General features: G+C 41.0%; 15 protein-coding genes. 4 read left to right on the top strand and 11 right to left on the bottom strand.

All coding sequences use genetic code 11. The features are described 5' to 3' along the window. Positions 1–159: 159 nt before the first annotated feature. Positions 160–1,005: a carboxylating nicotinate-nucleotide diphosphorylase gene (gene nadC, locus Q0Z55_RS08690; RefSeq protein WP_297427117.1), complete on the bottom strand. Its 846-nt coding sequence runs from the start codon at positions 1,003–1,005 to the stop codon at positions 160–162. 175 nt (positions 1,006–1,180) lie between these two features. Between nadC and ampD the strand changes: the two genes are divergently transcribed. Together ampD and murJ are read left to right on the top strand one after the other, a co-directional pair. Continuing rightward, positions 1,181–1,756 (top strand): 1,6-anhydro-N-acetylmuramyl-L-alanine amidase AmpD, encoded by a 576-nt coding sequence (gene ampD / locus Q0Z55_RS08695; protein ID WP_297427119.1) that lies wholly within the window; start codon positions 1,181–1,183, stop codon positions 1,754–1,756. Positions 1,757–1,814: 58 nt separating this feature from the next. After that, positions 1,815–3,365, top strand: a complete 1,551-nt coding sequence (murJ, locus tag Q0Z55_RS08700) for a murein biosynthesis integral membrane protein MurJ (RefSeq protein ID WP_297427121.1) — start codon at positions 1,815–1,817, stop codon at positions 3,363–3,365. Positions 3,366–3,393: 28 nt separating this feature from the next. On the opposite strand, the gene Q0Z55_RS08705 is transcribed toward murJ, so the two are convergent. The 9 genes from Q0Z55_RS08705 to Q0Z55_RS08745 all read right to left on the bottom strand — a co-directional run bounded on the left by Q0Z55_RS08705 (position 3,394) and on the right by Q0Z55_RS08745 (position 8,963). Continuing rightward, positions 3,394–4,080 carry an FKBP-type peptidyl-prolyl cis-trans isomerase gene (locus tag Q0Z55_RS08705; protein ID WP_297427124.1) on the bottom strand — a complete coding sequence of 229 codons (687 nt, stop codon included), beginning with the start codon at positions 4,078–4,080 and terminating at the stop codon, positions 3,394–3,396. A 59-nt stretch (positions 4,081–4,139) separates the two neighbouring features. After that, a complete protein-coding gene (locus Q0Z55_RS08710) occupies positions 4,140–4,844 on the bottom strand; it encodes an FKBP-type peptidyl-prolyl cis-trans isomerase (protein ID WP_297427127.1) in 705 nt (234 codons plus the stop codon). A gap of 183 nt (positions 4,845–5,027) precedes the next feature. Further along, positions 5,028–5,585, bottom strand: coding sequence for a DNA-3-methyladenine glycosylase I (locus Q0Z55_RS08715; protein WP_297427130.1), 558 nt, complete (start codon positions 5,583–5,585; stop codon positions 5,028–5,030). Positions 5,586–5,610: 25 nt separating this feature from the next. Next, a complete protein-coding gene (locus Q0Z55_RS08720; protein WP_297427133.1) occupies positions 5,611–5,856 on the bottom strand; it encodes a hypothetical protein in 246 nt (81 codons plus the stop codon). Between the two features lie 15 nt (positions 5,857–5,871). Beyond that, complete coding sequence (locus tag Q0Z55_RS08725; protein ID WP_297427135.1) at positions 5,872–6,402, bottom strand: M23 family metallopeptidase; 531 nt, start codon at positions 6,400–6,402, stop codon at positions 5,872–5,874. 41 nt (positions 6,403–6,443) lie between these two features. Then, entirely contained in the window at positions 6,444–7,478 is a 1,035-nt protein-coding gene (mutY, locus tag Q0Z55_RS08730; protein ID WP_297427139.1) for an A/G-specific adenine glycosylase, read from the bottom strand. 91 nt (positions 7,479–7,569) lie between these two features. Beyond that, positions 7,570–7,926, bottom strand: a complete 357-nt coding sequence (locus Q0Z55_RS08735; RefSeq protein ID WP_297427141.1) for an HIT family protein — start codon at positions 7,924–7,926, stop codon at positions 7,570–7,572. Between the two features lie 35 nt (positions 7,927–7,961). Then, entirely contained in the window at positions 7,962–8,699 is a 738-nt protein-coding gene (locus Q0Z55_RS08740) for a dienelactone hydrolase family protein (RefSeq protein ID WP_297427144.1), read from the bottom strand. Positions 8,700–8,807: 108 nt separating this feature from the next. Next, complete coding sequence (locus tag Q0Z55_RS08745) at positions 8,808–8,963, bottom strand: DUF1328 domain-containing protein (RefSeq protein ID WP_122900757.1); 156 nt, start codon at positions 8,961–8,963, stop codon at positions 8,808–8,810. A gap of 186 nt (positions 8,964–9,149) precedes the next feature. Between Q0Z55_RS08745 and Q0Z55_RS08750 the strand changes: the two genes are divergently transcribed. Beyond that, positions 9,150–9,602, top strand: a complete 453-nt coding sequence (locus Q0Z55_RS08750) for a YcgN family cysteine cluster protein (protein ID WP_297427150.1) — start codon at positions 9,150–9,152, stop codon at positions 9,600–9,602. On the opposite strand, the gene Q0Z55_RS08755 is transcribed toward Q0Z55_RS08750, so the two are convergent. Further along, positions 9,599–11,716, bottom strand: a complete 2,118-nt coding sequence (locus Q0Z55_RS08755) for an EAL domain-containing protein (RefSeq protein WP_297427153.1) — start codon at positions 11,714–11,716, stop codon at positions 9,599–9,601. The two genes, Q0Z55_RS08750 and Q0Z55_RS08755, sit on opposite strands and share 4 nt — an antisense overlap. Before the next feature lie 248 nt (positions 11,717–11,964). Here Q0Z55_RS08755 and Q0Z55_RS08760 point away from each other — a divergent pair, with 248 nt between their 5' ends. Beyond that, positions 11,965–13,233 carry a replication-associated recombination protein A gene (locus tag Q0Z55_RS08760; protein WP_297427156.1) on the top strand — a complete coding sequence of 423 codons (1,269 nt, stop codon included), beginning with the start codon at positions 11,965–11,967 and terminating at the stop codon, positions 13,231–13,233. Positions 13,234–13,386: the final 153 nt, after the last annotated feature.

Raw genomic sequence — 13,386 nt, forward strand, 5'->3', positions numbered from 1 at the left:
CGTGATGACCGTGATGACCGTGATGACCGTGATGACCGTGATGACCGTGATGACCGTGATGACCGTGATGACCGTGATGACCGTGAGCAAAATCGTGACGATGATTAAAGCATAAAAAAGGGTGCTTTATAGCACCCTTCATATTTTGGCTGTTTTTGCTTAACCATTAAAGCGCATAGATAAATCAATGGCTGTTACATCTTTAGTCAAAACACCCATTGAGATGTAATCGACACCTGTAGTCGCCACTTCACGTAAATTGGCAATAGTAATATTACCCGATGCTTCTAATTTACAACGTCCTGCAACATGTTTCACTGCATCAATCATTTGTTGTTGGCTAAAGTTATCCAGCATCACAATATCGGCTTTGGCTTCTAACGCTTGATTGAGCTCATCCCAAGTTTCAACTTCAACTTCAACCAATTTACCCGGTGCAATTTGATGGGCTTTGGCAATCGCTTGCGCAATGCCACCTGCGGCCATAATGTGATTTTCTTTAATTAAAAAGGCATCAAATAAACCTAAACGATGGTTTTGACCACCACCAATCGCCACTGCATATTTTTGTGCAATACGCAGGCCCGGTAGAGTTTTACGTGTATCTAAAAGTTTGGTATGTAAACCATCTAACTCTTTGACATATAGTGCCGTTTTGGTCGCTACAGCCGACAAAGTTTGAATAAAATTCAGGGCAGGGCGCTCTACGGTAAGTAAGCTACGTGCTGAGCCTGCGAGCTTTAAAAAGGCTTCATTGGCTGCAACAGTTTCGCCCTCTTGCTTTAACCAAGTCACTTCTACTGTAGCATCGTAAGCTTGAATCAGCGCATCGACCCAAGGACGACCGGCAAGAATCATCTGTTCACGGCTAATAATGGTTGCCGTAGCTTGTTCATCTTCAGGTGTTAATAAAGCCGTGATGTCACCGTCACCAATATCTTCTTGCAAGGCATGCTGAATATTGATTTGAATTGATTCTTCTAACAAAGATTGAGAGATGCTCATGCGAAGTTCCGTATCTTATAACGTCTATCAAAAATTGCGGCTTATATTAGCATTGTTACTTTAAAATGACTGATTTTTTATCCAATTTCTTTGCAAGGTTTGAGATTTTACCAAGAAAGTTTTAGCATGGAGCCCAGTTTTTATTTTATTTTAATTATTTTTAAGGACGTGCATCATGTCACAGGCTGTTACTTTTGTTGTGGAACATGGTCAGCTGATTGGGGCAAGGCAGGTGCCATCGCCAAACTATAATCAGCGCCCACAAGGCACTGAAATTCAACTGTTAGTGATTCATAATATTAGTTTGCCACCATCGCAATTTGGCGGTGGCTATATTGAAAAATTTTTTCAAAATCAATTGGATTGGAGTGAGCATCCTTATTTTAAGACCATTGAAGGCATGCAAGTTTCTGCACATGTTTTGATTTTGCGCACCGGCGAAGTTTTGCAATTTGTGAATTTCAATGACCGAGCTTGGCACGCAGGCCGTTCAAGTTATTTAGGCAAAGCAGAATGTAATGATTATTCGATTGGCATTGAACTTGAGGGAAGTGATGATCAGCCGTTTAGTGACCTGCAATATCAGGCTTTAAGTCAAGTTACGCATGCTTTACGTCAAGCTTATCCAAAAATTTCCTCACATATTGCCGGTCATTCTGACATTGCACCACAACGTAAAACCGATCCGGGCCCGTATTTTCAGTGGCAAAAATTTCGTGACTTGTTACGTGATTCGACACATTTTGAATGATTTTAAGCATGCGATAGGGCATGCCTTTCTTTACAATAGCGTTCAATTTAATCTGTAGGTGCTTCTGATGGCGCTGTGGCGATCGACCTTTATTGTGAGTGCAATGACCATGCTCTCACGTGTCATGGGTTTAGTCCGTGATGTAGTGTTGCTTGGGGTGTTTGGTGCAGGCAAAGACTTTGACACTTTTGTCATTGCGTTTCGAATTCCGAACTTTTTTCGGCGTTTGTTTGCTGAAGGGGCATTTTCACAAGCTTTTATTCCGGTTTTAACTGAATACAAAACCACGCGTACCCATGCTGAAGTGCAAATTTTAATTAGTCGAGTCTTTGGCTGTTTAGCCACATTCATGACTTTATTGACTTTGATTGCCATGATCGCAGCTCCTGCCATTATGTATGTTTATGCGCCGGGTTTTCATGATGATGCAGAGAAATTTGCCTTAGCTACAGATATGTTTCGTCTCACGATTCCATATTTACTTTTTATGTCACTCACTGCATTTGCCAGCAGCATTTTAAACAGTTATGGCTCGTTTACGACGCCTGCATTTGCACCTGTATTGCTGAATTTGTCCATGATCGCAGGGGCATTGTGGCTCACGCCTTATATGGCAACGCCAATTATGGCTTTGGGTTGGGCGGTGATTGTGGCGGGCTTTTTACAACTTGCCTTACAAATTCCTGAGCTATGGCGCAAAAAGCTGCTGATTCCACCTAAAATTGATTTTAAACATGAGGGTGTAGAACGTATCTTAAAGCTGATGCTACCGGCATTATTTGGTGTTTCAGTCACGCAAATTAACCTATTGCTCAATTCTATTTGGGCTTCGTTTATGCAAGATGGTTCGGTGTCATGGTTATACAGTGCTGAACGTATGACAGAGTTACCATTGGGTTTAATTGGTGTAGCGATTGGTACGGTAATCTTACCGGCATTGTCAGCGCGTCATGCCGAACAAGATCAAACCAAATATCGCAATATGATGGATTGGGCCGCTAAAATTATTGTACTTGCCGGTGTGCCTGCGAGTTTGGCTTTATTTATGCTCTCGACCCCAATTATTCAAACGCTTTTCCAACGTGGTCAATTTACCCTAGCTGATACGCAAATGACGGCACTTGCCTTGCAATGTATGAGTGCGGGGGTATTGTCTTTTATGCTGATTAAAGTTTTTGCGCCAGGTTTTTACGCCCAACAAGACACGAAAACACCAGTGCGGGTGGGCTTAATGACTGTGGCAGTCAATGCGGTACTGACCTTAATCTTGATTGGTGTATTTAAGTTTATGGGATGGCAAGAAGAGCACATGGCATTGGCTTTAGCTTCTTCCGGCTCGGCTTTAGTCAATGCTGGCCTGTTATATTTTTATTTACACAAACGCGATATTTTCCGCTTTGGCACACATTGGAAAAAGCTCATGCTGCAATTTTTGATTGCCAATAGCTTAATGGTACTCGCCTTAGCCTATGCCTTAACTTGGTATAACGGAGATGTTGCAGAGTGGTTACGCGTAGCGCAAGTACTGGGCTTATGCATGGTAGGCGCGGTGACCTATGCTGTAGGTTTAATATTAACAGGCATCCGCCCACGTCATTTACGCCCATAATTAAAAAGACCGCCGAGGCGGTCTTTTTTTAATCTAAAATTGCTAGTAATTCAATATCAAAAATCAAAGTACTATTGGGACCAATAACATCGCCTGAACCAGTTTCAGCATAAGCTAAATGCGCTGGAATAAAAAAACGATATTGGCTACCCACAGGCATTAATTGTACGCCTTCAGTCCAACCTTGGATCACTTGCGAAAGCGCAAACTCAGCCGGTTGTTGGCGGGCAATTGAACTATCAAATACGGTTTGGTCGAGTAAACGACCTTCATAATGCACACGCACTGTAGAAGATGCTTTGGGTTTTTTAGCTTGCGTTGACTTTAGCACTTGATACTGTAAGCCAGAAGCGGTGACTTGAATACCTGATTTTTTTGCATTGGCTGCTAAAAAAGCCTGACCTTGTGCAAGGTTATCAGCCGCTTGTTTTTGAAATTCAACCAGGGCTTTACTTTCGCTGGCTTGACGATATTGGCTAATTGCTGTGCCCATGTCGGCTGTGCTTAAACTGGCATTTTTGCCTGCAAGTGCCGTTTTAAAGCCTTGTAAAAATGCATCAATATCAATATTTTTAAAGACGTCACTATTATTGTCAGCCATGCTGTAACCCAGACTATAACCGACTTGTTTTTCTAAGCTACTTTTATTGTTAATGTCAGCAGCAAAACTGGTACTACAAAAAGTTAAAGCAAGTACAGATAAGGTTTTTTTCATAACATGATCTCAAAATAAATTAAGGAGAGCATTTGGCTCTCCTTAAATACAGTGTTGAATTATTTAACTTCAATTAATTCAACATCAAAAATCAGCGTGCTGTTTGGTGGGATCATGCCTGAAGCACCTTGTTCGCCATAACCTAAGTGACTTGGAATATAAAGTGTCGCTTTGCCACCTTCTTTCATCAGTTGTAAACCTTCGGTCCAACCCGGAATGACTTGATTAAGTGGGAATTCAATTGGCTCACCACGTTCAACTGAACTATCAAAGACTTTACCGTCAACCAATTTACCCGTGTAATGCACTTTTACAACTGAAGTTGCAGTAGGTGATTTACCTGTCCCTTCTTGGGTCACTTTATACTGTAAACCTGATGCAGTAGTTTGCACACCCGGCTTGGTTTTGTTTTCCGTTAAGAAAGCATCACTTGAAGCTTCGGCTTGTGTTGTTTGCGCTTCTTGCTCGGCTAGCATCTCTTTTTGGAATTGCTCATAAGCCTGTTGTAATTGTTGTTCTGTATAAGCGGGTGCAGTACGCGCATGACCGTCACGAATACCAGCTACAAAACTATTTACGTCTAATTCAGGTGGAGTTTGATGAGCCACTTCATAGCCTAATGCATAGCTAATTTTTGCAATTGGCTTGGCATTTGGGTCAGCTTTAGCAGTTAGTGTTGCCGGATTTTGTGATGCATAGTAAACAGGTACAAGAGCAGCACCGCCTAAAAGCACTGCAACAGCGATGGGTAAGGCTTTACTCATAAGTTTTTCTCAAAAATTCTTCGGTCAAATACGTCGGGCGCAAGTGTACCGTGTCACCATAAAGATGATGGGATTAAACAATAGCTCTAAATATATGCTGATCAAGTTAAATAAGCTAGACGCTTTTTAGGTGCAAACACACTTTTTATACATATTATTTTAAATCAATCAATTAGATAGCTTTTAATGTACATATCTAAAAGCACAATTTGCTTCATGGTCGTTGACCATACCCACCGCTTGCATAAATGCATAACAAATTGTAGGTCCAATAAATTTAAAACCACGCTGCTTTAAGGCTTTAGACATTAACATACTGGCTTGTGTATATTGTGGAATGGGGTGTTCAGGACGCTGAACTGGCTGAGTAGAATGCTCGGCAAAACGCCATAACCATTGCTGCATTTCAAAGCCTTTACTTTGCATATTTTGCCATGCGATTGCATTATCACGAATAGAGCTAAGTTTAGCTAAATGACGAATCAAAGCTGAATCTTGTGATTTTTTCTGAAGCTCAGCGTCTGAAAGATTAGCAATATAGGCAATAGGATATTGAAAGAAATGCGCACGATAAGCGCTGCGTTTTTTTAAAACGGTGAGCCATGACAACCCAGCCTGTTGCCCCTCTAAACACAGCATTTCAAACAGCAAATGTGGTTCATGCACAGGACGCCCCCATTCTTGATCATGATAATCTTGATACATAGGGTCGGTGGAGCACCACGAACAGCGGCTCAGCATGGTTTGCTCCTCCTTATATACTCAATTAGAGTTTAAATTCTACCCATTGATCTTGTTGGTTATCCCAAAACCAAAGCTCAGCTTGTTGTAGCTCATTAAAATCGATCCAAATATCTTTACCGGTTTTTTCAGCAAAACCTGTACTAATTTGTAAGGCTTCGTCGCTAATTTCCATGATCCAGCCTTGATGGCTTTGACCTGCCAACACAATTTTTTGTTGATTGCCTGATTCAGCAAACTCTACCAGACGATTGATCAACGCTTCTGACATGAAAACTTCCTAAAATTAACGTAAATATAAAAATGGATTGACTGCACCACGCCCTTTACCTTGTAAATATAAACCGTAGTGCAAGTGAGGAGCGGTGGCTTTGGCATTACCTGTATTGCCTACAAAACCAAGATGTTCCCCACGACGAACATAGTCCCCAACTTTTAAGTCACTACGATGGACATCTAAATGCGCATAATAATGCCAGCTAGAACTAGGGCCGAGTATCCAAATTACTTTACCACCCAAATTGTTATTACGTAAGTCGGCAATGACACCTTCTGTGGCACTTAATACTTTTGTACCGCGTGGCGCCATAATATCAATACCTTCGTGACGACGTCCTTGACCGCGTGCCGCACCCCAAGTGTCACGTAGTTCATGGCTTTGAATACCTACAACAGGTAGGGTAAATTTTTGTGGTAAAGGGGTGTTTTTCAGGTGTGTACTTGGATCTTGAGGAATCGCTGGCGGGGCAGGTGGGCGTGTAGTACACGCCACTAAAATGAGGCTGAACAGTGTTAAAACAAGCAATTGATACGGCATAGATCACCCCTTGGGTTTTTATTATTATGGGGATGACTATGTCATACCTGAACAGCTGAAATCAATTTCTTCATTGCAGTGGGAATTCCCATGTCATGTGCCATTTCTGGTTTTAACCACTGACCACCCAACTGATTTAATATCTGTTGTTGTTGATCAGCAGGCACTTCAAAACATAAGGCTTCAAGTTGCCAAGTAAAATGCGTAAAGCTGTGGGTAATTTCAGCGCGTTGAATGACCTGACTTAAACCTAAATTTTGACATAAATCTGCAAATTGCTCAGGTTCTTCAATAATAGGTAAGCACCATAAGCCACCCCATAAGCCACTATGCGGACGTTGTTGCCATAGCCAATGTTGTTGATCTTTAATGAGTAACACTTGCGCTGATTTAACGGGAACGGGCTTCTTGGTTTTTTTAAACGGAAGTTGCTGCTCTAAACCTTGTTGGTGCGCCTGACAATGTGCCTGCATAGGGCAATATAAACACAAGGGCTTTTTAGGTGTACATACCGTTGCACCTAAATCCATAATTGCTTGGGTATAGTCATGATTACGCTTGGTGGGGCACAGATCTTCTGCAATGTTCCACATGTTGCGTTCATGTATTGGTTTAGATAAATCATCTTCAATGGCAAAAAAACGCGCCAACACACGTTTGACATTACCATCCATAATCACGCCATATTGACGTAAACCCAGCGACATCAAAGCGCCTGCGGTTGAGCGCCCAATACCGGGCAGTGCCATCCAACCTTCTAAATCAGTTGGAAAATGTCCTTGGCTTGCTACTATGCCTGCCGCTTTATGTAAATTACGTGCACGCGCATAATAGCCAAGCCCTGCCCAATAGGGTGCGACATCATCCCAATTTGCTGTGCCTAAATCGTTGACCGTTGCAAAGCGTTGAATAAAACGCTCAAAATACTGCAATACCGTTTTCACTTGAGTCTGTTGCAACATAATTTCAGAGACCCAAACTTTATAAGGGTCATCAGCCACTTGCCACGGTAAATCATGTCGACCATGCACATCAAACCAGCTTAATAACGCATCAGAAAAACGAAATTCACTCATAGCAACTCAGACTCAAAATGAGCGCATGAGTATATCGCATAAAAAAAGATGATGCCGAAGCATCATCTTGATTGCGTCAAATTAGGTCGTATTAAGCCGAAGCCTGCATGCCCCAACGTTCATCAAGTTGCAAATTTTTACCTTCATAACGTGGAATAATGTGCACATGCAGATGCTGAGCATGTTGACCAAAAATATCACCATCATTAAAGCCCACATGAAAACCTGCCGGTTGATGACGTAATACCAATTCGTTGCGCGCCAGTTCAAGCAATGACATCAGGCTTTTACGCTCTTTGTCCGTGACTTCAAAAAAAGAAGACACATGGCGCAGCGGAATAATCACACAGTGACCTTGAGAAAGAGGTTTTGGTTCAGGTAAAACCACACCAAAATCATTTTTAGCAATCACGTCGTATTCGTCAAAATCGCAGTAAGTACATGTCATGGTGATGCTCCTTATTGTTATAAAATGGGAAAAATTTAAGCTAAACGGCGCGCCAGTAGGGCATACATCGCATCTAAGCTTTCAGCTTCGGCTTGTGGGTTATAGCCTAAATCGACACCGTTGGCTTTGGCACGCTCATCGGCTTGTGGGTTACTAAAGCCATGCTTCGCGTCTTTAAAGATCATGACGTGATGCTCAACTTGGGCATTATGCATCTCTGCTCTAAATTTAGCCACGTCATCAAGGCTTACCATGCTATCAAGCTCGCCGTGTAACACTAAAATTTCTGCTTGAACTTTATCTTTTTCAGCTGGGGCATTGGCTGCAAGAGCGGCATGGAAAGTGGCCACTGCTTGAAGAGCTGCACCTGAGCGGGCTAAATCAAGTACCACCTTACCGCCATAGCAAAAGCCAATTGCGCCTAATTTGTTAGCATCCACTTGGTCTTGGGCGGCTAAAGTGGCTAAAGCTGCATTGGCGCGCTCTACAATGGTATGTGGATTTTGAAAGGTTTGCGTCATCCATTCATTGGCTTGACTTGCAGTTGTGGTTGATTTTTTATCGCCATACATATCAATGGCGAAAGCTGCATAGCCTTGTTGTGCCAATTCACGCGCGCGTTGTTCGGTATAACTGTTGCGTCCCCACCATTCTGGTGCAACCAAAACACCTGCTAGATTTTGTGCATGTTCTGGTGCTGCAAAGTAGCCAATCAATTGAGTGCCATCTGGTGCAGTATATTCAATTTCGCGTGTTTGAATGCTTAAGGCCATGAAAATTTATCCCTTTTTATAAAAGTTTCTCTTTAGCTTTAGTTGTACCTTATTACGCAAAAAAAAAGAAGAAGCGTGCTTCTTCTTTTTTATACAGATTATGTTGCTTTAGACTTTGCGAGAAAAGAAACCAACAATGGCTAAAATTACAGCCACAACCAATAAAATAACGGCAAAATCTTTAGATAAACCGGCTACGCCACCAAAGCCAAGCAAACTGGCAATTAAAGCGATAACGGCAAAAATAATCGCCCAACGGAACATGGTTTTCTCCCTCATATTGTTGTTATACCAATTAAAGTATAGAAGTCAGTAGCGCCAAGATTGTTAGGCTTTTGTTGATAAAGTGTTCAAATTACATATTAAAGCATAGGGAGAACTTGGATGAACGACCCAAAATTTAGCATGTGAAGCTGCTATAATCGCGCGTTTATAATTAGTATCTATGTGATGAGCACTGAATTACGTCCTGAGTTTTGGAAAAATTATAGCCTTGATCAATTAACTGGTGCAGAGTGGGAAGCACTGTGTGATGGCTGTGGTTTATGCTGCTTGATTAAACTTGAAGACGATGAAAGTAATGAGGTTGCCTATACCAAAGTGGCATGTAAATTACTCGACTGCCAAACTGGGCATTGCAGCGACTATAGCAATCGTTTAGCACATGTACCTGATTGTATTCAATTAAGCCCAGAAAAATTAAACACGATTCATTGGTTACCTAACAGCTGTGCCTATCGTCGTTTACATGAAAATAAACCACTGCCTACATGGCATTATTTAAATACAGGCTCGCGTGATAATGTCATTCAAGCGCGAAAATCTGTGGCAGGGCGCTGTGTATCAGAGCTTGATATTCATGAAGATGATATTGAAGATTATATTGTACGGTGGGTGCGTTAAAGGCTGTTGATTAAAGTAACGACTTCATCAATTGGCATTGGCTTGTGGAAGTAAAAGCCTTGCCCCGTGACGCATTGACGTTGTTCTAAGCTGGCAACATGTTCTGCGGTTTCTATGCCCTCAGCTAAGATTTCAATTTGCATAGATGGACCGAGTTGTCCAATTGCAGTCACGATGGCTAAAATACTTGGATCAGTGTGCATTTTTTCAATAAAACTACGATCAATTTTAAGAATATCAATTGGATAGTCTTTAAGACGCGTTAGAGAAGAATGCCCAGTACCAAAGTCATCAAGAGCGATACGGATGCCAGCATGTTTGAGCTTTTTTAAGGCTCTGAGTACATAACTTGCACCACGCGCTTCTAAACTTTGCTCAGTGATTTCAATTTCTATGAATTGTGGTGCAATATTATATTCATCTAAATGAGCCAGTAAACTCTCGGCATAATTGTCGCGTAAAAACTCAACTGGTGCTGCATTAATCGCCACAGGATGTAAGCGGATATTGTGCTCTAGACAGTAGCGAATATCACTAAACACCTTACGTTGCATTACTTCGCTCATGCGCGTGGCTAAAGCAAAGTCTTCAAAAGCAGGTTCTATATCTACCGGAGATTGGACTCCACCGCCTTGATCATACCAACGTAATAAAGCTTCAAAGCCGACAATTTTTCCTGTCTTTAAATTCACTTTTGGTTGGTAATACGGTACTACACTATCATGAAGTAAAATTTTACGCGCTAAGTTAAGCTTCTGTGCAGTACGCTCTAGCGCTTGCAGCATGTCATGATTAAAAGGTAAAACCCCACCGCCACCGGTTTTTTTAAGATCATTTAAGGCGGTATCCGCACAGCGAACTAAATGTGCAGCGCTACTGGCATTTTCAGGGTAACTGGCACAACCAATACTGATCCCACCATTGATGTATTGTGATTCATAATAAATTGGGGTGTCAAGTTGTTCAGCGGCACGCTGCGCGTAATCAATTAACTCCTGTTTAGATTTTAAATCAGGAATAATAATCGCAAACTCATCGCTACCAAAACGTGCAACTACCATAGGCTCAGGAAAAGCTTTTTTTAAACGATAGGCAAACACTTTGAGTAAATGATCACCTGCCATATGACCCAGCGTATCATTTAAATTTTTAAAACAATCTAAATCTAGCATGACCAAACCTACCGATATAGCATCAGCTTGTGCTTGTACAATGGATTGTTCAAGGAGTTGATGAAAGGCACGTCGATTATACAATTGCGTGAGATCATCAAAGGTATAGGCATGTTCAAGACGTTTTTCGGCAAGAATCTGCTGACTGGTATCTCTTGAAATACATAAGATATGTTTGACTTGCCCTTTTTCATCTAATAAAGGGGTTAACAGATTATCCCAGTGATAAATAGGTTCATCTCTACGTTGTGTCATACTTGAAAAACGTGCTTGATGGCCTTTTTGGGCTTTGGTTAAGGCTGTTACACCTTGAGGTTGTACCGTTTTATCGAGTAAGTTTAGCCAAAATAAATTATTTAATTTTTGTTCAGGCTCAAGTAACACATTACGACCAAATTGATTAATATAGGTGATTCGACCATCTGGGCTAAAGACTTTAATACAGTCGGCACTACTATCTAAAAACTTTTTTTGGTTAATCTGTTGCTGCTTATAAAGTTTTCGCTCTACCACATAATTGTGGATGCAATCTAAAGTGGCAATCCAATCCAGATCGGGATGTGGTTTAAATTGCACATTAATACGAAACCATTGATAACGCTGCTGTAAGTTTTTAATACGACATTCTTTTTGAAAATCTTGATTTAAAATAGAAGCTTCATCCCATAATGCAGTTAGATTTTCACGATCTTCAGGATGAATGAAATAGCCTATATGCTGACGAGCAGAATGATTTAAATTTTTGCCTAAGTATTGATTTAAGGCTGTATTACAAAAATAATGTTGGGATTTGGTCTTAATACACAGCAATTGCGGAATCAAGTTTAAAATATTTAAAGTACGTTCCGATGCAGAAGCGGCAAGAAGCCTCGAGATATGCGTTGGTATACTGCAATCCTGAGCATGAGAAATGGAGTGCTTATTTTTGAGCGAGGATTGCATTTTTTTCTTGATTACACTCTTGAAAAAATATTAAATCGTGAAAGAGATCACAGACTAAGCTTGAAGTATAGCAATAAACATCTGAATGCTAAATATTGAAACTTTCCATTTTTACGCATCTTCAACAAAAATAATATTTTATTATCATCGTATGTAAGCGAAGTATTTTAGTGATATTCAGCGACAACTAGCCATAGCTTAAAATTACATAGTAGACTTTGAATTAAGATCACTACAAGAATATGACGATGTCAGAGACTTTAATTCCACTACCTGAACGCTTAAGACCACGCGACTTAAGCCAAATTATTGGACAAGCACATTTGCTCGGTGAGCAAGCACCTTTAAGACAAATGATTGACCAAGGTCATCTACCTTCGTTAATTTTTTGGGGGCCACCAGGAGTTGGTAAAACCACCATTGCATTGTTATTGGCGCAAGCGGTAGACCGTCCTTTTATTAGTTTATCCGCGCTCAATACTGGGGTAAAAGAGTTGCGTGAAATTATTGCCGACAGCGGTGATTTACTGACGCCTGTGGTATTTATTGATGAAATACATCGCTTTAATAAATCACAGCAAGATGCCTTATTGAGCGCGGTTGAAAAGGGCAAAATTACCTTAATTGGCGCGACCACAGAAAATCCATCTTTTGAAGTCAATAATGCATTGTTATCACGTTGTCAGGTGTATCGTTTAAATGCCTTAGATGAACAGGCAATTGAACAGCTATTACGTTATGCATTACAGCAAGATCAGTTTTTAAAAGAACGCCATATTCAAATTGGCGAGTTTGATGCTTTAATTCAATTTGCAGCAGGCGATGCACGTAAAGCACTTAATTTACTCGATTTAATTGCCAATACTTTTGAACCTGATGTTGAAAATGTGATTGATAATGCTGTGGTAGTACGTGTGGCGCAGCAAAATATTGCGCGCTATGACCAATCTGGTGAGCAGCATTATGATTTGGTTTCAGCCTTGATTAAATCCATTCGTGGCAGTGATCCCGATGCCAGTTTGTATTGGCTAGCACGTATGCTTAAAGGCGGTGAAGATCCAGTGTTTGTTGCGCGGCGTATGTTAATTGCAGCATCTGAAGACATTGGTAACTCCAATCCCAATGCTCTGCTATTGGCTGGTGAATGTTTTCGCTCGGTACAGGCGATTGGTATGCCAGAAGCGAGAATTATTTTAGGGCAAACGGCTGTGTATTTGGCCACCAGTGCCAAAAGTAACAGTACCTATTTAGCCATTAATCGGGCCATGGAATTGGCTGAAAAGACTGCTAATTTAAGTGTGCCTTTGCATTTACGCAATGCACCAACCAAAATGATGCAGCAAGAAGGCTATGGCGTGGATTACCTATATCCACACAATTATCCTGAACATTTTGTCACACAGGATTATTTGCCGCCTGAATTAAAAGGGACTAAGTTATATACATCGGCTCGTAATAAACGCGAAGTAGAAGCTGAGCGTTTACAGCAAAGACGCTGGAGTGAAGAACAACAATAAATAAAATGAGGTGACAAGGATGTCAAAAAACGGCACAGGCATGTTCTGTTTAAATATTATTACGCGATTAGTTTTATGTGTGGTTATGTGTATATGGTTGTTATTGTTATACGCCAAATACGTGGGCTATCAACCAGGAACAGTATTTTTATA

This window comes from uncultured Acinetobacter sp. (assembly GCF_947626835.1).
Taxonomy (GTDB): Bacteria; Pseudomonadota; Gammaproteobacteria; order Pseudomonadales; family Moraxellaceae; genus Acinetobacter.

Bases quoted from the DNA above. Each gene is read 5' to 3' on its own strand.
- Q0Z55_RS08760 (WP_297427156.1), top strand. From the start codon at position 11,965: ATGTCAGAGACTTTAATTCCACTACCTGAACGCTTAAGACCACGCGAC.
- mutY (WP_297427139.1), bottom strand. From the start codon at position 7,478: ATGAGTGAATTTCGTTTTTCTGATGCGTTATTAAGCTGGTTTGATGTG.
- ampD (WP_297427119.1), top strand. From the start codon at position 1,181: ATGTCACAGGCTGTTACTTTTGTTGTGGAACATGGTCAGCTGATTGGG.
- Q0Z55_RS08705 (WP_297427124.1), bottom strand. From the start codon at position 4,080: ATGAAAAAAACCTTATCTGTACTTGCTTTAACTTTTTGTAGTACCAGT.
- Q0Z55_RS08715 (WP_297427130.1), bottom strand. From the start codon at position 5,585: ATGCTGAGCCGCTGTTCGTGGTGCTCCACCGACCCTATGTATCAAGAT.
- Q0Z55_RS08720 (WP_297427133.1), bottom strand. From the start codon at position 5,856: ATGTCAGAAGCGTTGATCAATCGTCTGGTAGAGTTTGCTGAATCAGGC.
- Q0Z55_RS08735 (WP_297427141.1), bottom strand. From the start codon at position 7,926: ATGACATGTACTTACTGCGATTTTGACGAATACGACGTGATTGCTAAA.
- Q0Z55_RS08740 (WP_297427144.1), bottom strand. From the start codon at position 8,699: ATGGCCTTAAGCATTCAAACACGCGAAATTGAATATACTGCACCAGAT.
- Q0Z55_RS08750 (WP_297427150.1), top strand. From the start codon at position 9,150: ATGAGCACTGAATTACGTCCTGAGTTTTGGAAAAATTATAGCCTTGAT.
- Q0Z55_RS08745 (WP_122900757.1), bottom strand. From the start codon at position 8,963: ATGTTCCGTTGGGCGATTATTTTTGCCGTTATCGCTTTAATTGCCAGT.
- Q0Z55_RS08725 (WP_297427135.1), bottom strand. From the start codon at position 6,402: ATGCCGTATCAATTGCTTGTTTTAACACTGTTCAGCCTCATTTTAGTG.
- nadC (WP_297427117.1), bottom strand. From the start codon at position 1,005: ATGAGCATCTCTCAATCTTTGTTAGAAGAATCAATTCAAATCAATATT.
- Q0Z55_RS08755 (WP_297427153.1), bottom strand. From the start codon at position 11,716: ATGCAATCCTCGCTCAAAAATAAGCACTCCATTTCTCATGCTCAGGAT.
- Q0Z55_RS08710 (WP_297427127.1), bottom strand. From the start codon at position 4,844: ATGAGTAAAGCCTTACCCATCGCTGTTGCAGTGCTTTTAGGCGGTGCT.